The organism is Acidocella aquatica, from assembly GCF_030160635.1.
GTDB lineage: Bacteria > Pseudomonadota > Alphaproteobacteria > Acetobacterales > Acetobacteraceae > Acidocella > Acidocella aquatica.
In genome coordinates, this window is sequence record NZ_BSOS01000039.1 from 1 (window position 1) to 21,823 (window position 21,823).

Below are 21,823 nucleotides of genomic sequence, written 5' to 3' on the forward strand. Positions count from 1 at the left end.
GCTCTTTGATTTGACTAATTCTTTTCAATTCAGCCAGTTATGCTGGTGCGGGTGGGGGGACTCGAACCCCCACAGGACTATGTCCCAACGGATTTTAAGTCCGGTGCGTCTACCATTCCGCCACACCCGCACACCGTGCCGTCTATAAGGGCTCGCCGGAGCGAAGCCAAGAACCCGCGCACGCCCCCTCGCCAACCCCATTGACGCGGCGCGCCCGCTCTTGGCAGCAACAGCCCCATGGCCCGCCCATCCCCTCCTCCCGCTAAACCATCCAGGGCGAAACGCGCAGCGCCGCCGCCGCCGCCAGCGCGCGTCCCGGTTCCGGTGCGCGCGCGGCAGCATTTGCGTGTCGCCGCGTTCCTCATGCGCCATTTCACCATCATCGCCATCTGGGGCACGGCCGCCCTCGGCCTCGCCGGTCTCTGGTTCACATGGGACATGCCAAACCCCGCCACCGCCGTCACCACCGCGCGCCGCCCGGCCATTATGCTGCTCGACCCCGCGGGGCATCTGGTCGCCCGCTTCGGCGACGCCTCGGGCCGCGTCGTGCTGCCCGCCGAACTGCCGCCCTACGTCCCCGCCGCCTTCATCGCCATAGAAGACAGGCGCTTCTACGCGCACGGCCCGTTTGACCTGCAAGGCGTCCTGCGCGCCGGCGTGTCCGACCTCTTCCACCGCCGCATCGTGCAGGGCGGCTCCACCCTCACGCAGCAGGTCGCCAAAACCCTGTTCCTCACCGACAAACGCACCATGCGCCGCAAGGTGCAGGAAGCCGTCCTCAGCCTCTGGCTAGCCAAACATTATTCGCAGGCCGACATCCTCGGCATCTATCTCAACCGCGTCTACCTGGGGGAGGGCGCCTACGGCGTTGACGCCGCGGCCAGACTCTATTTCGGCGTCCCCGCCTCGCAGTTAACCCTCGCCCAGGCCGCCATTCTCGCCGGGTTGCCCAAAGCCCCCTCCAATCTCAACCCGCTGGCCAACCCGCAAGCCGCCGCCGCCCGCGCCACCCAGGTGCTGGACGCCATGGTTGCCACCCAGGCCATCACTTTGGACCAGGAGAACGCGGCCGAAGCCCAACTCGCCAACGCCGCGTCGCCCAGCTCGCGCACGTCCTGGTTCGCGCTGTGGCTCATGCAGAGCCAGGGCGCCGCGATCCCCGAGGGCGAGGATGTCACGCTCAAAACCACCCTCAACGCCGGGCTGCAAACCGTGGCTGAAGCAGCCCTCGACAACACCATAGCCCTCCAAGGCCCGGCCATGAACGTATCCCAGGGCGCGGTGGTGGTGCTCGATGCCCACACCGGCGCCGTGCGCGCGCTGGTCGGCGGCGTGGGCGACCGCGAGGGCTATAACCGCGCTGTTCTCGCCCGCCGCCAGACCGGCTCGGCGATCAAGCCCATCGTCTGGCTCGCGGGCCTGCGCGCGGGCATGTCGCCATCGGACACCGTGTTCGACGGCCCGCTCTACCTGCATGGCTACCACCCGCATGACTATGAGGCGAGCTATCGCGGCAATGTCTCCATGACCGAGGCGCTGGCCGATTCCATGAACACCGCCGCGATCAGAATCCTGCTGCGCGCGGGCGGCGCGCGCCGCGTCATCGCCTTGGCGCGCGAGCTTGGCCTGAACGACAATTTCCCGGATGATGCCACCATGGCGCTGGGCTCCGGCGCCGTCGGCGTGCTGCAACTGGCCGGCGCCTACGCCACCTTCTTCAATGGCGGCAACCGCGTCACCCCTTACGGTGTCTCCGCCATCAACGGCGTTCCCGTCGCCAACCCCGGCCCCGTGCCGGTTGTCAGCGCCAGTCAGGCCCAGGCCGTCGCGGGCATGATGCGAGCGGTCGTCACCGGCGGCACCGGCACCGCCGCTTTCATCCCCACGGTCTTCACCGCGGGCAAAACCGGCACCACGCAGGATTACCGCGACGCCTGGTTCGCCGGCTACGCGGGCGGCGACATCATCGCCGTATGGCTGGGCAATGACGACAACTCGCCCACCAACAAGGTGCTGGGCGGCACGCTGCCCGCCCAGATATTCAAAACCATCGCGACGGGCCTGGGAGGCTCATAACCCGGCGGCTTCAGCCCTTCACCATGGTTCCGGTGCCGTCCGTCACCGTGACCCGTGTTGGAATACCCCGCGCCACCGCCGCGCCCACCGTGCAGAACGACTCGAACTGTTCCAGCACGCGCGCCAGATGGCTGACGCTTGCGGCCTCCGCCGCGAAATGGATGGCGATTTCCAGTTGCTGCACGCGCAAATGGTTCGCCTCGTCGCGGCCCACGGTGGCGGTGGCGGTGGTGTTGATGGCGCCGGGCGCCTCGCGGAATTTCTTCATCGCGAAATTAAAGCTGGAGGACATGCACGACCCCACGGCCGAGAGCAGCAACTGCACCGGACTAGGCCCCGCCGCGGCGCCCAGCGGCGGTGGCTCGTCGGAGATGAGTGTGGGCTTGCTCCCACCATAATCATGCGAGAACTGAAAATTCTCCACCTGCCGCAAGGTGATGCTGTGGGTTTCCGTCATGTCATCCTCCATGTCCTGAAATTGTCAGCCAGCAGCGGGGCGCCCTTCAGCGCCAGCCGTGCGATGCTTAAAAACATCAACGCCTCCAGCACGATATAAATGAGACATATATCGGCGTTGCGGCTGATCGCCAGCGGAAACACATAAACCGCCAGGAACAGCGCCAGCAGCGGGGTGGAAATACGCATCCCCCGCGCGGCCATCCACTCGCCCGCCAGCAGCAGCGCCACTGGGAGGAATACCGTGTCATAAACATAGTCATGCGGCGCGGCGAGCGCGGTGCCTGCCAGCAGCGCCGCCACCGCCAGCCGGTAATCCGCCCGGCGGAAGCAGACCCACACAACAAGCGCAATCGCGATGCCGCCGATAAGCTGCGCCGCCAGGGCAACGCCCGCGCCCGCATGCAGGTCCAGCGCCGCGGCGTTGAGGGTCGCCATGAAATGCGACAATTGCGCCGTGTTGCCCTCCATCACTTGTTGATAGCGCGGCAGCACCCGCAGCCAGGCCCGCCACAGGCTGAAGGGAAATACCAGCAGCGAGGCCCCTGCAAGTCCCAGCGCGGTCAACCCGGCGGTAACGATCGCTCGCCAGTCGCCGCGCGCCAGCAGGGCAATGGGCACCAGCACGCCCAGTTGCGGCTTCAGCGTCAGCAGCCCAAAGGCAATGCCCGCCAGCACAGGGCGCGCGGGCAGCCACGCAAACCCGGCCATCAGCAGGGCGGTGCCAAAAAACGCGGTCTCCCCGATCGTGGCGTTCAGCAGCGAGGCCGGGGCCAGCGCGATCGCCAGCAGCGCGAACCCGCGCAGCGGCGGGCGGAACATCACCCAGCCAGCCCCTGTCAGCAGCGCCAGCCCCGCCACGGTCCACAGGGATTTTGCCAGCCCGATCGGCAAATGCCCCAGCCAGGCGATCATCGCCAGAAAGCTCGGCGGGTAAGGGCAGGGGTAGAAGCCGGCGAAATCGGGCGCGGCTTCCTGTTGGAACGCCTGCAGCCGCGCGAAATCGTAAATCCCCGCCCCCGGATGCAGCACGCTGAACCGCGCGAACGACCAGATGCCGAAAAAATCCTCATGCAAATCGGGACCCAGCCAGCCGATCCAGGCCAGATCGTTCAGCCCCACTGCCGCGCAGCCCGCCAGCACCGCCAACAGGCACCACCGCAACGCCCGCCCGTTTATGTCCCAGCCGGACTCCTCGGGGGGCAAACGCCTATCGCCCCATTGCCGTCAGCATGAACCGCCGTTTCAGCCGCGGCATCCGCTCCACCGCCGCCAAACCGGCGTCCCGTGCCAGCCGCAGCAGCGGGTTGTTGGTGGAGAACAGCCGGTCCAGCGCATCGGTCGCCACCAGCATGAGCATATTCGCCGGCCGCCGCGCCGCCTGATACGCCGCCAGAAGCTCGGGCGCCCCGCAGTCGGCGGCTCCGGCCAGCAACTCCACCAGCGCGATCGCATCCAGCAGACCCAGGTTCAGCCCCTGACCCGCGATCGGGTGTATTCCATGTGCCGCATCGCCGATCAGCGCCAGGCGCGTGTCATAATATCGCGCCGCGTACATCGCCGAGAGCGGATACGTCCACCGCCGCCCCGCCAGCGTCACCTCGCCCAGGTGCTCCCCAAGCCGCTTGCGCACTTCGGGCAGGAAGCGCGCGTCATCCATCGCCGCCAGCCGCTTCACGGTCTCATGCCGGTCGGTGAACACAATCGCCGAGAGATGCGGATGCGCCAGCGTTCCGGTCATCGGCAGCTGCGCGAACGGCCCGCCGGGCAGAAAATGCTCCAGCGCCACGCCTTTATGCGGCTTCTCATGCGCGATGGCGCAGACCACGGCCGACTGCCCATAATTCAGCCGCGTCACCACTATTCCGGCCTGCCCGCGCAACTGCGAGCCCCGGCCATCCGCCGCCACCACCAGCCCGGCCGTGAAAACCTCCGCGCCCACGGTTATGCGTACGCCATGCGCATCGCGCGACACTGTTGCCTCCGCTGGCGCGCGCAACGTCACCCCCGGCGCTTCGTGCAGCCGCTGGTTGATGGCAACGCGTAGGCTGCGCGCCTCGATAATCCAGCCAAACGCACCATCGCCGACATCGCCCGAATCAAAATGCAGCTGCAGCTTTGAGGCCGGGCGCCCCACCTTGCCGTCCGTCACGTCGATCTTCTCGATAGGGCAGGGGGCAAAGGGCAGCGCCTCCCACAGCCCGGCCATATCCAGCAACCGCCTGCTTCCCGCCGCGATGGCATAGGCCCGCCCGTCAAAATCGGGGTGTTCCATCGGCGGCAGCGCCGCGCGGTCCACCAGCAACACCTTTTTCCCTTGCGCGGCCAGGGCGCAGGCCAAAGCGCCGCCAACCGGTCCGGCTCCGATAATCGCAATGTCATGGCTGAATGTCATGGCGCATATGTGCCTGAGCTTTGGCGCGGCGCAACCCATTTCCACGGTTTCCAGCCCGGCGCGGCGCGTGTTTCCATAAAATGGCCAGGACGCCACGGATTGCATAAAATATAATCATATTTTGCCGTCCAGTTGAGCAAATGTGCGCTGTGCAACTCATCAGCTCCGTCCGGCGCCGCGAACCCGAGGCCGGTAAATAGGTGTACGCGGGATGCCGCATCTTTAATTTTCCTGCCGGGGCAGGAACGGCACGGTCCTTGCTTTCCTCTTGAGCGCTACCCTTAAGAGCTCTCCACAACGTGCTCTGCTGACCTGCCCAGGCTCCAGGTCTCTAAAAGCAGAGGAAAAGAGGAATAAACACTCGATGAGTAAACGATCGATATTGGCGGTCCCGGCAGGTTTAGGCTTGCTCGTCGCAGGCGCCGCGCCAGCCTTGGCGCAAACCGCAGCCCCCACGTTGAACTCCGGCGACACCGCCTGGATGCTGACCTCATCGGTCCTGGTTCTGATGATGACGGTCCCCGGCCTGGCCCTTTATTATGGCGGGCTGCTGCGCCGTAAAAATATTCTCGCCATGTTGATGCAGTGCTTCTTCGCCACGGCGTTGATCTCGGTGCTCTGGGTCATCGTCGGCTACAGCCTTGCCTTTACGGCTGGCAGCGGCCCCAGCGCGCCCTTCATCGGCGGTTTCTCCCGCGTCATGCTCAACGGCACCGGCCTCAACGGGCTTTCCGGCACCATCCCGGAGACCGTGTTCGCCATGTTCCAGTGCACCTTCGCGATCATCACCCCGGTGCTGATCCTGGGCGGCCCGGCTGACCGCCTGAAGTTCTCCTCCTCCATGGTGTTCCTCGGCATCTGGCTGCTGGCGGTCTATGCCCCCATCGCGCATATGGTCTGGGGCCCTGGCGGCTTCCTCGCCAACGCGGGCGTGCTGGATTTCGCAGGCGGCACGGTCGTGCATATCAACTCCGCCGTGGCTGGTTTGGTTGCCGCCATCATGGTGGGCAAGCGCACGGGCTATGGCCGTGACAACATGGCCCCGGCCGATCTGGGCTACACCATGCTCGGCGGCGCGCTGCTCTGGGTTGGCTGGTTCGGCTTTAACGCCGGTTCCGCCCTCACCTCCGGCGGTCAGGCTGGCATGGCGATGATCAACACCCATCTCGCCACCTCGGCCGCCGTGGTCTCGTGGACCCTCACGGAATGGATGCTCAAAGGCAAACCCAGCCTGCTGGGTGCCGTCTCTGGCGCCGTCGCCGGCCTTGTCGCCATCACCCCCGCCTGCGGCTTCGTGGGTGTCAGCGGCGCGCTGGTCATCGGCCTGGCCGCCGGCGTGGTCTGCTACTGGGGCGTCACCGGCTTCAAGGGCATGTTCAAATATGACGACGCGCTCGACGTCTGGGGCGTTCACGGCCTGGGCGGCATCTGCGGCGCCATGCTGACCGGCGTGTTCGCGCTCACCGAAGTCGGCGGCCATGCCGGTCTCATCGAAGGCAATGCCCACCAGCTGCTGATCCAGGCTGAAGGCATCGTCGTCACCATTCTCTACAGCGGCATCGTCAGCTTCATCATCCTCAAGCTGATCGACCTGACCATGGGCCTGCGGGTCAGCAAGGAAGAGGAAATCGAAGGACTGGATATTTCCCAGCACGGCGAGGTCCTGCAGCACCTCACCTAATTCGTGACGCACCATCCGGCGCCTGCGTGCCGGATGGTGTCCCTCATTTGTCTGGGTTGAGGCACACCAGCTTCAACCCAGATTTTGATTCTCACCCCTCGACAAGACAAGGCTGACGCCGCCGCCGCGGCCAGGGCATAAATCCCTGGCTGTCTTTGTGCAGAAATCGGCATATTTCTGGCTATCGCTTGGGCAATGGCGCTTTTTTAACCTGCGGTGGCTTGTCTCCTCCCCCCGCGCGGCGCCGCCGCTTGCGTGAATCGCTCATACGCCGCGCGGCCGGATGCTTTGGTTTTGCTCCGCCCCGGCTCTCCCGGCCCAGAATTTGCGCCGGATTCCCCTCCCGCCGGAAATTGCCCGCCTAACACGCCATCGTTCGCCCAAGGGTTGGCACGGAAGCTGCTTGTTAATCCGTGATGCGGCGTGGCCGTGCTGCCGCGAGGCATATTGGTGCAACACACACGGCTGGGATGTGAGGGAGTCGAGAGAATGACAATCGTGCAAGCATTGCCAGGAAACTGGCTTGATACAGGCGACAACGCCTGGCAGTTGACCGCCGCGACCTTCGTGGGGATCATGAGCATCCCCGGTCTGGCCTTGCTCTATGGCGGCGCCGTCAAAAAGAAATGGGCGGTCAACTCCGCGTTCATGGTCTTCTACGCCTTCTCGGCGGTTCTCATGGTCTGGGTACTGTGGGCCTATAACATGTCCTTCGGCAAACCATGGTTCCAGGTGCCCGGCGGCCTCGGCGCGTGGATCGGCCATCCATGCCCCACCACATCGGCCTATAACATGGAGAAGGAGGCCATCATCCCCTCCGCCGCCGCGGCCATGCCAGCTCTTGGCTACGGCCAGGCCACGATGGTCTACTTCCAGTTCGTTTTCGCCGCGATCACGCCGATCATCCTGCTCGGCGCCATCCTCGGGCGTGTATCCTTCAAGGCATGGATGATCTTCGTCCCGCTTTGGACAACCTTCATCTACTCCGTTGGCGCCTATTCGCTGTGGGGCGGCGGCTGGCTCGGCTCCATGGGCGTGGTCGACTACTCCGGCGGTTACGTTATTCACTTGGCCTCGGCCTTCTCCGGCTTCACCGCCGCCGCGGTCATCGGCCCGCGTATGCCGCGTGACCGCGAAAACTTCCAGCCGAACAACCTGCTTATCACCATGGCTGGCGCGGGCCTGCTCTGGCTCGGCTGGTCCGGCTTCAACGGCGGCGACCCTTTCACCGCGAACGCCGATGCCGGCGTGGGCGTGCTCAACACCCACACCGCCACCGCCGCCGCGCTGCTCACCTGGGTCGCGCTGGATGTCATGGCCTATGGCAAGCCCTCGATCCTGGGCGCGGTCAACGGCATGATCACCGGCCTCGTCGCCATCACCCCGGCTGCTGGTTATGTTAACGGCACCGGCGCCATCATCCTCGGCGTGGTTGCGGCAACCTTGCCCTGGATGACCTGGAACTGGCTCGGCAAGACCCGGCTCATGCGCAAGGTCGACGATGTGCTTGGCGTCATCCATACCCACGGCGTCGCCGCCCTGGTCGGCGGCATCGGCACGGGTGTCCTGGCCGACCCCAAGATGATCGAATGGTATGGCACCAACAACGACGCCGTCAGCATCACCGGCTGGTGGTACGGCAATTTCCACCAGGTCATCCTGCAGCTCTACGGCGCCGCCTTCATCATTGTCTTCAACGTGGTTGGCACCTTCATCCTGCTCAAGCTTATTGGCCTCTTCGTCTCGCTGCGCTTCGATGATGAAACCCTGCTGATCGGCGACGACGCGATCCACGGCGAGGAAGCCTACGCGATCTATGCCGACGGCCAGAAGATCCCGGTCATGGGCGACTGATCCACCCAGACCTGCCTGCCTGAAGGAGCCAGCGCCCGCGAAGGCGCTGGTTCTCTTTGCGTGCGGCCGCGCCCGCCGCACAAAATGACTTTGAGAATCAGCGGGCTCCCCCATATACTCAATCCATGGCGGTAAATTTCGAGGCGCGGCGGTTCATATCCCCGGCACTGCGGGCGCAGTTGCGCCGGCGCGTGGCGGAGCTTGGCGCACTTGCCTGCGCCCTGGCCGGCCTGACCCTGCTGCTGGCGCTGGTCTCCTACAACCCCGCCGACCCCTCGTTTGACACCGCGACCGCGGCCCCGGCCGGCAACCTCGCGGGCATGCTGGGGGCCGGCTTTGCCGACCTCACGCTGCAAGGCTTCGGCATCGCCGGGTTCATCCCGCCGATGATTTTGCTGGCCTGGAGCTACAAGCTCGGCACGCGCGGCGCCATCGGCCGGGTCAAACTGCGCATCGTCCTGGGCGGGTTCTCCATGCCGCTGGTGGCGGCGGCGCTGGCCCTCGGCCTTGCCATCATCCCAGGCCCGCCAGCCTCCTGGCCCGTGCCCGCGGGTATCGGCGGCACCGCGGGCGCCATCCTTTCCAGCGCCTTCGCGTCAGCCAGCGCCTCTCTGCTGGGCCGGGTCGGCAGCGGTGTCATGCTGTTGATTATCCTCATCCTCGCCATGTCAGCCTTTGGCTATGCGCTGGGCTTTACCCCCGGCGAATGGCGCTCGGGCGGCGCCAAGGCCGCGCGCGCGGCGGCTGCATCGGTTGCCCAGAGCCGCCGCGGCGCCGAGGCTGTCTCCTCCTGGATCACGCCATTGTTCGCGGGCGCGCCCGCCGCACCGGCCCGCGCCGTCATCGCGCCCCGGCCGCAACCCGCCGCGCCCGAGGATGAAACCGGCGGCGCCACCCCCATCCCCTTCCTGCCGCTGCGCGCCAAGCCGCTCATAAAGCCAGCGGCCCCGGCCAAAAAAGCCCCCGCCAAACAGGAGCGCCTGCCGCTGCTGGAAGTGGGCTGGAACTGCCCGCCGCTCGACCTGCTGCGCCCCGCCCCCGCGCGCGCCAGCACCGGCCCAAGCGCCGAATCCCTGGAATCCAACGCCCGCCTGCTGGAGACCGTGCTGCAGGACTACGGCGTGCAGGGTAAAATCGTGGAAATCCGGCCCGGCCCGGTGGTCACGCTCTACGAGCTGGAACCCGCCCCCGGCATCCGCTCCTCGCGCGTCATCGGCCTGGCGGACGATATCGCCCGCTCCCTCTCCGTCGTCGCCGTGCGCATCGCCACCGTCTCGGGCCGCAACGTCATCGGCATCGAAGTCCCCAACGCCAAGCGCGAGACGGTCTATCTCTCCGAGCTGCTGGGCTCGGAGATGTGGGATGGCCAATCAGGCAAGCTCTCCATCGCTCTGGGCAAGGACATCTCCGGCGCGCCCATCGTGGCTGACCTCGCGCGCATGCCGCATCTGCTCATCGCGGGCACCACCGGCTCGGGCAAATCAGTCGGCGTCAACGCCATGATCATGAGTTTGTTGTTCCGCCTCTCGCCCGAGCAGTGCCGGCTCATCCTCATCGACCCCAAGATGCTCGAACTCTCCGTCTATGACGGCATTCCCCATCTGCTCTCTCCGGTTGTCACCGAACCGGCCAAGGCGGTCGCCGCGCTCAAATGGGTGGTGCGCGAAATGGAGCGCCGCTACCGCTCCATGAGCCAGCTCGCGGTGCGCAATATCGCCGGCTACAACGAGCGGGTGGAAGAAGCCCGCTCGCGCGGCGAGGTTGTCACCCGGCGCGTGCAGACCGGGTTTGATTCCGAGACCGGCAAGCCCGTGTTCGAGGATCAGCCGCTCGCGCTGGAGCCGCTGCCCTTCATCGTCGTCTTCATCGATGAAATGGCGGACCTCATGATGGTCGCGGGCAAGGAGATCGAAATCGCGGTCCAGCGCCTGGCGCAAATGGCGCGCGCCGCCGGTATCCACGTCATCATGGCCACCCAGCGCCCCTCGGTCGATGTCATCACCGGCACCATCAAGGCCAACTTCCCCACCCGCATCAGCTTCCAGGTCATCTCCAAGTTCGACAGCCGGACGATTCTGGGCGAGCAGGGGGCCGAGCAGCTCCTCGGCCAGGGCGACCTGCTCTACATGCAGGGCGGCGGGCGCATCACCCGTGTCCACGGCCCCTTCGTCTCCGACCAGGAGGTGGAGGCCGTGGTCGCCTATCTGCGCGAGCAGGGCGAACCTGCCTATCTCGATGAAGTCACCGAACCGGCTGACGATGAAGCCGCCAGCCTCTCGGGCGGCACCATTGGCGGCAACACCACGGGGGAGAACGCGCTGTATGATCAGGCAGTCTCCCTGGTCGCGCGCGAGGGCAAGGCCAGCACCTCCTTCATCCAGCGCCACCTGCAAATTGGCTATAACCGCGCCGCCAAGCTGATCGAGCAAATGGAAAAAGACGGCGTCGTCAGCCAGGCCAACCATGTCGGCAAGCGCGAAGTTTTGGTCCGCCGCGAAAAAGATGATTAGAGGATGCTCGTTTAAGGCTCACTCAGGTGAACGAGCCGGAAACGTGACGCCTGCGGGAAAAAATAAATAGAGCACGATCGAACATAAATCGATAACCTAACATAATCTTACTGGTCTTGAATATTTTGATAAAATTTTATTTTGGATGAATAAATTGGACAAGTCTGCAAATATGAGTCCCCCCCTCATCGCCGTCCCTTTGCGTGCTGATAAAATAGGTATTTCGAAGCCGTTTCTCAGCGTTGAGGGCCGGCAAAAACTGGCCCTGATCGCCTCACTCAGCCATTATGACGCTGGCGACATCCTGTTTCACGAAGGCGATCGCGCAACCTCCATCCTCAACATCGTGTCCGGCGTCGGCAAATCCTACAGTTTTTTGCCCGATGGCCGGGAGGTCATCCAGGCATTTTTATTCCCCAACGACCTGATAGGTCCCCTGGATGGCGATTATTTCGTCAACACCGTCAAGGCGATCACCCCGCTGGTGGCCTACACCCTGCCGCTCACCGCGCTGGTTCAGTTGCTACAGTCAGACCCCAACCTGCAGTGGCAATTTCTCACCAAGGCGTGCCATGAGTTGCGTCTGGCGCAGCAGCACGCCATCGCCTTGTCGCAGAACAGCGCCAAGCAGCGTCTGCTGATGCTGCTCAACCTGCTACGGCTGCACAATGAGCCGCGCGGCGCGAATGCGAGCCAGATCCATCTGCCGATGAGCCGTGCGGATATCGCAGACTATACCGGGCTGGCGGTTGAGACCGTAAGCCGGGGGCTGCATCAGCTCCAACGTGAGGGGATTATCCGGCTTATCAACCAGCAATGTATTGAAATTATTGACCAAAAAGTCTTCACGGCGGCGCTGGTCTCGGAAGCCTAGTACCCTGCGTCATTCATGACGCAGGGTACTGCGCGCGGGTTGGTGGGCGGCGCGCGCTAAATATGACACTAGTGGGACACGGCATTTTCAATGACGTGTCCCACTAGTGTCCCGATCGCTTTTAAGTGCGATCAGGCTTTGGCCATTTTTCTGAGGGCGATTCACGCTTTCGGCTCGCTTGGTTGAGCGAACCTCAAACGATCGCTCTTAAGCGCCTTGCCTCGTAAAATCATGATAAAAATGCTGCACTGCAAAATTTTCTCGCCGAACATCTGAATTTATGCCATAATTATCCTCTATTCCTTCGTGGAGGAGGTGCCGATGCTCGATCAGCCGCCCGTGAACCTGTTTTCGCACAACAAACCAGATGACACACCCTGGCGTAGCGATGGCCTGCGCGATTTTTTCCTCTACCGCGATCTTGGCATAGCCGCCTCAACCGGCGGGCGCGTCATCGCCCAGCTTGTCAAGGCCAATCCGGCGTGTCCTCCCCAACAAGGGACTGGCTGGCACAGGCACATAGCGGATTTTCATATTGTCATGATGACCAAGGGCTGGGCACGCTTCATGTACGGCGAGCAGGAACACCTCGTCGAAGCCGGTGACTGTGTGCATCAGCGGCCCGGCATCACGCATTATTTATTCGATTACTCCCCCGACATGGAATACCTGGAAATCGCCTCTCCCGCTGAATTCGGCACGGTCGAGGTAGAAGGCCCTTGCCCGGTTCCGCTCCCCACGCCATGGCCCGGCGGGAGCCGGTAAAAAGGGCCGGTTTAACCGGCCCTTTTAGAAAAGTCCTTATGAAGCCTTCAAAAATCCAGATCCAGTTCGATGATTTCCTGTGGCTCCTCGCGCGAATCCGCAACCCACTCCTTCATCGGTCCCCATTTCATGATCGTGTCGCAGTAATCCTGACAGACCGGACCAACCGCCACATCATAGCTCAAAAACCGCGCCACCACTGGCGCATACATCGCATCCGCGATGGTGGGCCGCCGCCCGAACAGAAAAGGGCCTTTCCAGGTCGTCAGGCAGTCGGTCCATATCGTGGTGATCCGGTCGATATCGGCCTGCGCCGAGGACCATACGGTAAAGCCTGGCTTACGGAAGCGCAGGTTCATCGGCAACGAGGAGCGCAGCGCCGCGAAGCCGGAGTGCATTTCGCCCGAGATCGAGCGGCAGCGTGCCCGCGCCACTTTATCGGTTGGCAGCATCAGCGCTTCGGGGAACAACTCGTTCAAATACTCGGCAATGGCCAGCGTATCCCAAACGGTCACGTCGCCATGAAGCAGGCAGGGCACCAGAATCGAGGACGTGCGCATCAGCAGTTCCTCCTTGGCGCGCGGGTCGTCGGGGGATACGCGTTCCTCCGCAAAGTCGATTCCGGAGAGTTTGGCGAGGAGATACCCCCGCAGCGACCAGGAGGAATAATTCTTGCTACTGATCAGCAGGGTCGCCTCGGTCATAATCACCCTTTCCTTTTCACAAAAATAGACACATTATTATCAAACGCGAGTCAACCGTACAATGACGTACTAGCCTATATCTGAAACACACCGATAACTTCTTCGGTTTAGGATTGAACTATGATCTACCAGATGTATCAGGCGCAAGCCGATATCATGGACCCGTTCCGCTTATTTGCCCGCAACAGCAGCACCCTGCTGCGCAGCATCACGCCGGGCCAGCCCTACGGTATCGCACTGCGCCACATTACCGCGGCGCTGGATGTTTTCGGCTATTCCGGCACCACCCATAAGCGGCCCGACTACGCCATTGACGATGTGCAAATCGGCAACAGCATCGTCAAGGTTGAAGACGAGGTTGTCTACGCCACGCCGTTCGCGAGTCTGGTACACTTCAAAAAAGATACCGGCCGCAAACAGCCGAAGGTCCTTCTTGTCGCGCCGTTGTCCGGCCATTTCGCCACATTGCTGCGCAACACCGCCGAGGTGCTGCTGCAGGACCATGATGTCTATATAACCGACTGGCATAACGCGCGTGATATCCCGGTTGATGCCGGGCGCTTCGGTTTTGATGAATATGTCGAGCATGTCATTAAATTTCTGGAATATCTCGGTCCGCGCAGCCATGTTGTCGGCGTCTGCCAGCCCACGGTGGCGGTGCTCACCGCGGTTTCCGTCATGGCGGAGGATAACAATCCGGCGACCCCGCGCAGCATGACGCTCATGGCCGGCCCGATCGACACGCGCCGCAACCCGACAAAAGTGAACATGCTCGCCAAGACCAAAGATATTTCCTGGTTCGAGAAAAAAATGACCGATGTGGTGCCGTGGCGCTACCGGGGTGCCGGGCGGCGCGTCTACCCGGGCTTCATGCAGCTAACCGCCTTCGTGTCGATGAATCTGGATAAGCATATCGGCGCGCATGTCCGCCAGTTCCGCTCCCTGGCCGCCGAGGATAAAGAGGCCGCCGCCAGCCACCGCGAATTCTACGATGAATATCTCGCGGTCATGGATCTGCCGGCCGAATTCTATCTTGAGACCGTGCAGCGCATTTTCATGGATCATGAGCTCCCCAAGGGCGAGCTGAAATACAAAGGCCGTCAGGTTAACCCCGGCGCCATTAAAAAAACCTTTGTCTTCACCGTGGAAGGTGAGCGCGATGACATTTGCGGCCTTGGCCAGACCTCGGCGGCGTTAGACCTTTGCTCCAATCTGCGTCCATTGCTCAAGCGCCATCACATGCAAACCGGCGTCGGCCATTACGGCGTCTTCTCGGGCAAGCGCTGGCAGAACGAGATCTACCCCCTGGTTCGCGAGGTCATCGAGTTCAGCGCCTAAAACGTTGCGCGCCTTGTTCAAAATGGCTGGCGCATGGCAGCGCTTAAAGCGATCCTGCTCCAGGAGCCGCATGGCCTGAGCGAATCGCGCCGCGATTCGCTCAGGCCATGCGGCTCTCCAAAACGCCGTCTCTAAAAACTCACACCCCGGCTTCGAGCGGGAAGTCGCGCGTGGGGTCAACCCCCGCGGCTTCCAGGAACTTGCGCATTTCCACGACCTCCTCCTTGGAGAGCGAATGCTGCGTGTCATGAAACCCGTGTGTATGGCCGTTCAGCTTCACCTTCACATGGCCGCTGCCGCCATGGGTCACCTCACCGCCCAGCCCCTCGATCACGGCATATACCAGGCGCGGGTCGATATTGCTGCTGACCGGATGCGCGAACAGGGCGTGCAACGTGTTGCGATGCTTATGATTCATTTAAATTCAGCCTCCTTGATAACCGGCATTCCCAGGATAGGGCGATCTCGCGCCCCAATGGCGTCATGATAGACCTCTGCGGACCTGCTTGAAATCCCGCCGGGCGCGCACCGCCGCCTTTAATCCGCGGCGGCTTCCTTGAAATAGGCTTCCACCTTACCTTTTAAGCGCATTGTCAGCGGCTTGCCGTGGCGGTCCACGGTTTTGCCCACGGCAACGCGGACCCAGCTTTCAGAGATGCAATACTCCTCGACATTGTTCTTCTCGACTCCGTTGAAGCGGATGCCGATGCCGCGCTCCAGCGCCGGCTCGTTAAAGAACGGAGATTTCGGATCATTGCTCAGATGGTCGGGAGGGGTATCGCTCATAGATATTTGCTCAGCTTGCGTTTGAGTTTCGTGACAAAACTGGCGGGCGCTTCGTCCGCCAGGGCAATCGCCGGGGTGGTGGCAATCGTCTTGCCGTCCAGCGTGTAGGTAATCGTTCCCAGCGTTTCGCCCTTGGTGGCGCCGGGTGTCAAATCGGCGGTGTAGGCAATGCTGTGGGTAATCCGCCCGGCGGCATCGCTGGGCAGGGTGAGGGTGATATCCGCCCCTGGGCCAATCGCCACGCTGCCGGTGTTCAGCGCGTCGCTGGCCAGCGTGGCCAGTTGCTGCCCGGCGGTGGCAACTTTCTCGTCGGTGAAGAATTTCTGCCCATAATCGAGCAGCGCCTCGATCGCGGCGGTGCTCGCGGTCCAGGTCGGCCCGCCCATAACCACGGCGATGAGCCGCATGTTGCCGCGCAGGGCGGTGGCGTCGATGCAATGGCCGGAGGCGTCGGTCAGCCCGGTTTTCATCCCGTCCACGGTGGGGTCATGCGCCAGCACCGGGTTCCAGCTCGCCTGCGTTATGTTGTTGTAGGTGTAGCTCTGCTCCTTCGAGATATTCAGGAACTCCGGCTCATCGGCGATGATGTTGCGCGAGAGAATGGCGACATCCATGGCGCTGGTATGCTCAGCCGGGTCGGGCAGCCCGTCCACATTGGTAAAGACCGTATTGGTCATTCCCATCGCGGCGGCGTCCTTGTTCATGATCTGCACGAAGGCGCTCTGCGTGCCGGCAATCTGTTCGGCCAGGGCCACCGCGGCGTCATTGCCGGAGACGATGATCAACCCGTGCAGCAACTGGTCCACCGTGACCGTGCTGGTGGTATCGATAAACATGGTGGAGCCGCCGGCGTGCCACGCATCAACACTGATCGGCACCACCTGGTCGGATTTCAACGAACCGCCGTGCAACGCCTGGAACGCGATATGCGCGGTCATCAGCTTGGTCAGGCTGGCCGGGGCCACCTGCAGGTCGGGCGCCGCCTCGGCCAGAATCGCGCCGGTCGCGGCGTCCATCAGCACATAGGCGGTGGCCTGGGGCAGGGTCGGCGGGGCAGGGGTGTTTTTGTCGGCGGTGGGGCTGTCAGGCACTGGCGCGGGGCCGGTGGGCGCGGCCGTGGCGGTGTCCTTGTTCTTGGCGCTGGGGGCTGCGGCATGCGCGCCGTGATGCGGCGTTTTGGCAAGCGCCGGGGCGGCGGCCATGGCAAGGCTCAGAACCATCAGGGAAATGCCGGTCGATTTCTTCATGCACAGCTCTTTCTTCATGCGGGGCAGACGGGTGGGGGGCTTTCTGCACCGATTTCTTGACAAGCCGCAAGCGCCGGGCTTGATGCGCCAACTCAACCGACAGGCTTAAACATGGCACGGCACGAAAGCAAAACCGGCACGGCGGCAGAATTCTTCAAGACGATCTTCTATGCCGGGCTCATCGCGGTGGGCATTCATACCTTTCTTTATGAACCATTTTTCATCCCATCGGGCAGCATGGTCCCCACTTTGCTGGTCGGCGACTATCTGTTCGTGAACAAATTCGCCTACGGCTATTCGCATTACTCCTTCCCCTTCGCGCCGGATATTTTCTCCGGCCGCATCATGGGCGAGCTGCCGCCGCGCGGCGCCGTCGTCGTCTTCCGCCCGCCCGGCCTGCCGAGTGAGGATTTCATCAAGCGCGTCATCGGCCTGCCGGGTGACACCATCCAGGTCACCAACGGCCAGCTCTACATCAACGGCCAGATCGTGCCGCGCACGCCCGTCGGCACCTATACCGACACCAGCTCCGGCGGCCCGGTGGTGGCGCAGGACTACACAGAGACCCTGCCCAACGGCAAAACCCATGCGATCCTGAAGGAAACGGACGGCGGTTTCGCCAACAACACCCCGCTTTACACCGTCCCCGCCGGTGATCTGTTCATGATGGGCGACAACCGCGACGACTCCGAGGATTCCCGTTTCATGGACGGCCCGGTCGGCTATGTCCCGATGGAGAATGTCATCGGCCCGGCGGGCTATATTTTCTTCTCCATCGACCTGCAGCATCCCTTCGCCGAATTCTGGTACTGGCCCTTTGAAATCCGGTGGGACCGGATGTTCCACAAAATCTCTTGAGCCGGCTGGACCATGCCCAGACGCTGCTGGGGCACCGCTTCACCCGGCCAGAGCTGCTGGCCGAGGCGCTGACGCACCGCTCCGCCGCCGGCGCCAAGGGGGTTGGCTCCAATGAGCGGTTGGAGTTCATCGGCGACCGTGTGCTGGGGCTGATTGTGGCGGAATGGCTGATCGAGCGCTTCCCCAACGAGCAGGAGGGCAAGCTAGGCCCGCGCATGGCGGCCCTTGTCTCCAAGCCGGCGCTGGCTGAAATCGCGCAAAATTACGGTCTGGCGCCGCTGCTCAACGTCGCGGCGGGCGAATCCAAGCGCGGTGTGCGCAACCAGGCCACCGTGCTGGCCGACGCGCTGGAGGCGGTCATCGGCGCCTTGTATCTTGATGCCGGATTGGACGCATCACGTAATTTTATCCGCCGCGTTATGGGTGATGTGGTGGACAAACAGTTCATTCCGCCGAAAGATCCAAAAACGGCCTTGCAGGAATGGGTGCTCAAGCGGGCCTTGCCGCTGCCGGTCTATGAGGTGGTGGAAATGTCCGGCCCTTCGCACGCGCCGCATTTTGTTATCAAAGTAAGCGTGGGCGACGCGGCGGGACGAGGCGAGGCAGGCTCCAAACGCGCCGCGGAGCAGGCGGCGGCGCAGGCGTTATTGGGAGTTTTACCGGAATGACGACAAGTAAATGCGGCTTCATCGCGCTCATCGGCGCGCCGAACGCGGGAAAATCCACCCTGCTCAACCGGCTGACCGGCGCCAAACTCTCGATCGTGACGCCCAAGGCCCAGACCACCCGCGCCCGCGTGCTGGGCATTTTGCCGCGCGGCGAGGCGCAGATTTTGTTCGTTGACACGCCAGGCATCTTCGCCCCCAAGCGAAGGCTGGACCGCGCGATGGTCGCCGCCGCCTGGGATGGCGCCACCGAGGCTGATTATGTGCTCCTGCTGGTGGACGCCAAACAGGGGCTTACCAATGCGGTGCGCGAAATTGTGAGCCAGATCGCCGCCACGGGGCGCAAACTCTCCCTGGTTCTCAATAAGGTCGACCTTATTGACCGCCACAAGCTCCTGCCGCTCACGCAGGACCTCGCCGCCCTGGCCGATTTCGAACAGGTCTTCATGATCTCGGCCGCCACCGGCGACGGGCTTGAGGTGCTGCTGGATTTCTGCGTCGCCAAACTCCCCGAAGGCCCGCATCTCTACCCCGGCGACGAGCTGACCGACCTGCCGGACCGCCTGCTCGCGGCCGAGATTGTGCGCGAGCAGATCTTCCTGCAAACCCGCGACGAAGTACCCTACGGCACCACGGTCGAGACCGAGAGCTTCAAGGTGCAGAAATCGGGCGTGCGGATCGACGCGGTGATCTACGTCACCAAGGCCAGTCACAAGGCCATCCTCATCGGCGCCAAGGGCGCACGGATCAAGGAGATCGGCATGCGCGCCCGCAAGGAGCTGACCAAAGTGCTGGAGACCAAGGTAGACCTCTTCCTGCGCGTGAATGAGCGCCCCGGCTGGGACGAAGAAGCCGCCCGCATCCGCGCCACGGGGCTGAATGACCCGAAGGTCTGAACAACTCCTGTTCCGCTGGGCGCCCAGCTTGGCGGGGGCAGGGCTCTACCTGCTCTTCGCGGGGCTTTGGCTATATGCGCCCCAGGCTTATAGTCGGCTGCTTTTAGTCACCGGCGCCGCGCCGCTGGAGGCGCATCCATTCGGCGACTTCGCCGCCATCCTCCAGGCCGGGGCATGCTGGCGGGAGGGGGTGAATGTCTATGCTCCCAGTGTCTGTATGCATGGCGGTGTTTATAATTACTCACCATTTTTGCTGCGCGCGGCTTATTTGCCGATAGGTTTGCAAGATCAGATGCCGGGCGGCATCATACTGGGCGTATTGTTCCTGGCGGCTCTCGCCTGGCTGCCCCCTGCTCAGTCTCGCGCCGAACTCTTGACCCGCATTTGCGCCACCTGCTCTGAAACGGTTATTTTCGCGCTTGAGCGAGCGAATTTTGATGTTGTAATCTTTTTGTTGGTAATGCTGAGCGTCATGTTGCTGCTCACAAATCGTTGGGCGGCTCTCGCGGGCTATGTGGTGTTGCTGTTCGCCGCCGCCATGAAGTTTTATCCCGCGGCCCTGCTGGCGCTTGTGCTGCGCGAACGGCGCCGGCAGATTTTCATCGTCTCGGCCGCCATTTTTGTCTGCGCCGTTGGCTATATGCTGGCTTTCTCAAGGGGGACAGCCGCAGCAATTAGCATCCTGCCGGGTGGAATGAGCTTCCGCGGTGTATTTGGCGCGCTCAATTTACCATTTGGTCTGGTCCTGGTGCATTTTTTGCCGGTTTTTACGCTGCACCCGAATTTAGCACAGTATCTAAGCGTGGTGGATCGGCCTTATGCACTGGCGTATAAAACATTGGCCACCGGTATCCTAGCATTTGCAGCCATCATCGCGGCCGGCATGGCCGCACCCCGCTACACGCAAACATTCAAAAACCTTGGTCAAAAGCAGAGCCTCTTGCTACTGGCCGGAGCGATTACAATTACATTTTGTTTTTTTATAGCACAGAATATCACTTACCGCGCCATATTTATGCTGCTGACCCTGCCTGGATTATGGGAAATGGCCAACCAATCAGGGGACTTCGCGCGCCACAGGATATTGCTGCTGATCTGCGCAATCCTCTTTCTGTTATGGGTGGATTTCTTTGGCGATCTCGTTGGCGTGAGTGCGATCTTTCTGCTTAAGCCATCGCAACAGGCCTATCCAGAATTTGCATTTTGGTTGTTTGCGCAATGTGTCTGGTGGTGGGTGGTTGTGCAATTTTGTGCAATTATTTGCTGTTTTTTTCGTGATTCAGCCGTCAGGGTGTAACCAAATGGATGAAAGCCAGACTGCAGCAATGCTTGTGCCTGAAGCGATTTACCGCAGGTTTTTTACCCGCTTTGGCGTAAGCTTCGTAGCGATGCTGCTATACTCTGCATTTATTGTATTTAGATTTTATGTCCCTGATTTATATGATTTTTTTCTGGGTGCGACCGATGTCACCCGCAAAAGTCAGTTGTTTGATGATTTGCACTCAATTTTGCTGGCCGGTGCCTGCTGGCGCCATGGGGTGAATGTTTATATCCCGAACGCATGCATGGGGGGCGGTAACTATAATTATTCGCCATTGCTGTTGAGGGCGGCACTACTCGGAGCTGGACCGGCTGAGTTGGATGTAATCGCGATTATCTCGGGACTTTTGTTTTGCTTGTCTCTTTCGATTTTGCCACCAGTGGAATCTGTGGTGGAGTTTGTGCTTCGTATCGTTGCGGTTTGTTCCGGCGCCGTCCTGCTTGCGCTTTCGACGGCAAATTTTGATATTGATATTTTTGTAATGACGCTGATTGGAATCGCTTTTGTTCTAGCCAATCGGATGTTTTCACTCGCGGGATACGGCTTTTTTTTAATTGGAGCCGCATTGAAATTTTATCCGGTGATATTGCTCGCTTGTATTGTGCGAGAACGCTGGCAACGCATTTTCATGGTGATAACCGTTTCCGCTTTGCTGGTGGGTATTTATTGGGTGCATTTTTCGGCAACCACGGTTGTGGCGGTTACGCATCTTCCCAAGGGGTTGCCATTTGACTTTTGGTTTGGCTCAGAGGATTTGGCTTATGGCCTGCTCGTGCTGCACTACCTCCCCGTCTTAACCATGCATCCCACATTAGCGCAATATGACATTGCGGTGGCCCGCCCCGTTACCGGACCGTTTATTGCTTTGACAACAGAAGCACTTATTGTTGTGGCACTCTTTATTGTCATCATCATCTCTCCCCGATATGCCAAGGCGTTGGCCAGGCTAGACCCTCAACGCGGTTTGTTTTTCTTTGCGGGGGCAATGATTGTGTCGTTTTGTTTTTTTGCGACACAAAATGTGGATTATCGAGCAATATTTCTATTGCTTGCCTTGCCGGGACTTTGGACAATGGGAAATTGGTTCAAGGGCAATGGAGATCGTAGCATGCAGATATTGCTTGTGTCCGTTGTGTTGTTGCTGTGGGAGGCATATCTTCGTAACTTTATAGGGTTTCTTGGCGGCGTGGTTGTGGGGGCGCCACGTGCAGTGTATGTCGAAATCATTTTTTTTCTGTGCCGGGAGGTGTTGTGGTGGTGGGTCGCCATTCAGCTTGCGGCCTGCGTGCTGTGTTTTTTGCGTCAATCGATCGGACTTTTAGCGATTAGAAGCAATCTTTTTGCAAGAAAACAATAAGCGGCGCCAAAATACGTTTTTTAAGCGATCATTTGATAGG

Annotated in this window: 19 protein-coding genes and 1 tRNA gene; 12 read left to right on the forward strand and 8 right to left on the reverse strand. The window is 61.7% G+C overall.

Annotation, left to right across the window (positions count from 1 at the left end; all coding sequences use genetic code 11):
• Positions 1 to 43: 43 nt before the first annotated feature.
• Positions 44 to 130: transfer RNA gene (locus QQJ84_RS07210), tRNA-Leu, on the reverse strand.
• Positions 131 to 237: 107 nt separating this feature from the next.
• Here QQJ84_RS07210 and QQJ84_RS07215 point away from each other — a divergent pair.
• Positions 238 to 2,076 (forward strand): transglycosylase domain-containing protein, encoded by a 1,839-nt coding sequence (locus QQJ84_RS07215; RefSeq protein WP_284257453.1) that lies wholly within the window; start codon positions 238 to 240, stop codon positions 2,074 to 2,076.
• 10 nt (positions 2,077 to 2,086) lie between these two features.
• On the opposite strand, the gene QQJ84_RS07220 is transcribed toward QQJ84_RS07215, so the two are convergent.
• Genes QQJ84_RS07220 through QQJ84_RS07230 form a run of 3 tightly spaced genes read right to left on the reverse strand, consistent with a single transcriptional unit; the run spans position 2,087 to position 4,927 of the window.
• Positions 2,087 to 2,533 carry an OsmC family protein gene (locus QQJ84_RS07220; RefSeq protein WP_284257454.1) on the reverse strand — a complete coding sequence of 149 codons (447 nt, stop codon included), beginning with the start codon at positions 2,531 to 2,533 and terminating at the stop codon, positions 2,087 to 2,089.
• The gene (locus QQJ84_RS07225) at positions 2,530 to 3,738 is read right to left on the reverse strand and encodes a glycosyltransferase family 87 protein (RefSeq protein WP_284257455.1); all 1,209 of its coding nucleotides are present in this window, start codon (positions 3,736 to 3,738) and stop codon (positions 2,530 to 2,532) included. Before QQJ84_RS07225 ends, QQJ84_RS07220 begins: the two co-directional genes overlap by 4 nt.
• 4 nt (positions 3,739 to 3,742) lie before the next feature.
• Positions 3,743 to 4,927, reverse strand: a complete 1,185-nt coding sequence (locus QQJ84_RS07230) for a UbiH/UbiF/VisC/COQ6 family ubiquinone biosynthesis hydroxylase (protein ID WP_284257456.1) — start codon at positions 4,925 to 4,927, stop codon at positions 3,743 to 3,745.
• A 364-nt stretch (positions 4,928 to 5,291) separates the two neighbouring features.
• Here QQJ84_RS07230 and QQJ84_RS07235 point away from each other — a divergent pair, with 364 nt between their 5' ends.
• The 5 genes from QQJ84_RS07235 (at position 5,292) to QQJ84_RS07255 (ending at position 12,611) form a co-directional block, all read left to right on the forward strand.
• The gene (locus tag QQJ84_RS07235; RefSeq protein WP_284257457.1) at positions 5,292 to 6,608 is read left to right on the forward strand and encodes an ammonium transporter; all 1,317 of its coding nucleotides are present in this window, start codon (positions 5,292 to 5,294) and stop codon (positions 6,606 to 6,608) included.
• A 489-nt stretch (positions 6,609 to 7,097) separates the two neighbouring features.
• Complete coding sequence (locus QQJ84_RS07240; RefSeq protein WP_284257458.1) at positions 7,098 to 8,462, forward strand: ammonium transporter; 1,365 nt, start codon at positions 7,098 to 7,100, stop codon at positions 8,460 to 8,462.
• A gap of 125 nt (positions 8,463 to 8,587) precedes the next feature.
• On the forward strand, positions 8,588 to 10,972 hold the full coding sequence (locus QQJ84_RS07245) for an FtsK/SpoIIIE family DNA translocase (RefSeq protein ID WP_284257459.1): 2,385 nt from the start codon (positions 8,588 to 8,590) through the stop codon (positions 10,970 to 10,972).
• A 172-nt stretch (positions 10,973 to 11,144) separates the two neighbouring features.
• Entirely contained in the window at positions 11,145 to 11,846 is a 702-nt protein-coding gene (locus QQJ84_RS07250; RefSeq protein WP_284257460.1) for a Crp/Fnr family transcriptional regulator, read from the forward strand.
• Between the two features lie 321 nt (positions 11,847 to 12,167).
• Positions 12,168 to 12,611 carry a cupin domain-containing protein gene (locus QQJ84_RS07255; protein ID WP_284257461.1) on the forward strand — a complete coding sequence of 148 codons (444 nt, stop codon included), beginning with the start codon at positions 12,168 to 12,170 and terminating at the stop codon, positions 12,609 to 12,611.
• A 47-nt stretch (positions 12,612 to 12,658) separates the two neighbouring features.
• Here the strand turns inward: QQJ84_RS07255 and QQJ84_RS07260 are convergent, their stop codons facing one another.
• Positions 12,659 to 13,315 carry a glutathione S-transferase family protein gene (locus tag QQJ84_RS07260; RefSeq protein WP_284257462.1) on the reverse strand — a complete coding sequence of 219 codons (657 nt, stop codon included), beginning with the start codon at positions 13,313 to 13,315 and terminating at the stop codon, positions 12,659 to 12,661.
• A gap of 120 nt (positions 13,316 to 13,435) precedes the next feature.
• Here QQJ84_RS07260 and QQJ84_RS07265 point away from each other — a divergent pair, with 120 nt between their 5' ends.
• Positions 13,436 to 14,653: a polyhydroxyalkanoate depolymerase gene (locus QQJ84_RS07265; protein ID WP_284257463.1), complete on the forward strand. Its 1,218-nt coding sequence runs from the start codon at positions 13,436 to 13,438 to the stop codon at positions 14,651 to 14,653.
• Between the two features lie 139 nt (positions 14,654 to 14,792).
• Here the strand turns inward: QQJ84_RS07265 and QQJ84_RS07270 are convergent, their stop codons facing one another.
• From QQJ84_RS07270 to QQJ84_RS07280, 3 genes are all read right to left on the reverse strand, one after another.
• Entirely contained in the window at positions 14,793 to 15,071 is a 279-nt protein-coding gene (locus QQJ84_RS07270; protein WP_284257464.1) for a hypothetical protein, read from the reverse strand.
• Positions 15,072 to 15,190: 119 nt separating this feature from the next.
• Positions 15,191 to 15,439, reverse strand: a complete 249-nt coding sequence (locus QQJ84_RS07275; RefSeq protein ID WP_284257465.1) for a DUF3297 family protein — start codon at positions 15,437 to 15,439, stop codon at positions 15,191 to 15,193.
• Positions 15,436 to 16,686 carry a D-alanyl-D-alanine carboxypeptidase family protein gene (locus QQJ84_RS07280; protein WP_284257466.1) on the reverse strand — a complete coding sequence of 417 codons (1,251 nt, stop codon included), beginning with the start codon at positions 16,684 to 16,686 and terminating at the stop codon, positions 15,436 to 15,438. The genes QQJ84_RS07275 and QQJ84_RS07280 overlap by 4 nt, the downstream gene beginning before the upstream one ends.
• Before the next feature lie 111 nt (positions 16,687 to 16,797).
• Between QQJ84_RS07280 and lepB the strand changes: the two genes are divergently transcribed.
• The 5 genes from lepB to QQJ84_RS07305 are packed head-to-tail and all read left to right on the forward strand — an operon-like array spanning position 16,798 to position 21,783.
• Complete coding sequence (gene lepB / locus QQJ84_RS07285) at positions 16,798 to 17,544, forward strand: signal peptidase I (protein WP_284257467.1); 747 nt, start codon at positions 16,798 to 16,800, stop codon at positions 17,542 to 17,544.
• Positions 17,541 to 18,212, forward strand: a complete 672-nt coding sequence (rnc, locus tag QQJ84_RS07290; RefSeq protein ID WP_284257468.1) for a ribonuclease III — start codon at positions 17,541 to 17,543, stop codon at positions 18,210 to 18,212. The genes lepB and rnc overlap by 4 nt, the downstream gene beginning before the upstream one ends.
• Positions 18,209 to 19,105, forward strand: coding sequence for a GTPase Era (era, locus tag QQJ84_RS07295; RefSeq protein WP_284257469.1), 897 nt, complete (start codon positions 18,209 to 18,211; stop codon positions 19,103 to 19,105). The genes rnc and era overlap by 4 nt, the downstream gene beginning before the upstream one ends.
• On the forward strand, positions 19,089 to 20,402 hold the full coding sequence (locus QQJ84_RS07300) for a glycosyltransferase 87 family protein (protein WP_284257470.1): 1,314 nt from the start codon (positions 19,089 to 19,091) through the stop codon (positions 20,400 to 20,402). The genes era and QQJ84_RS07300 overlap by 17 nt, the downstream gene beginning before the upstream one ends.
• A 4-nt stretch (positions 20,403 to 20,406) precedes the next feature.
• Positions 20,407 to 21,783 (forward strand): hypothetical protein, encoded by a 1,377-nt coding sequence (locus QQJ84_RS07305; protein WP_284257471.1) that lies wholly within the window; start codon positions 20,407 to 20,409, stop codon positions 21,781 to 21,783.
• Positions 21,784 to 21,823: the final 40 nt, after the last annotated feature.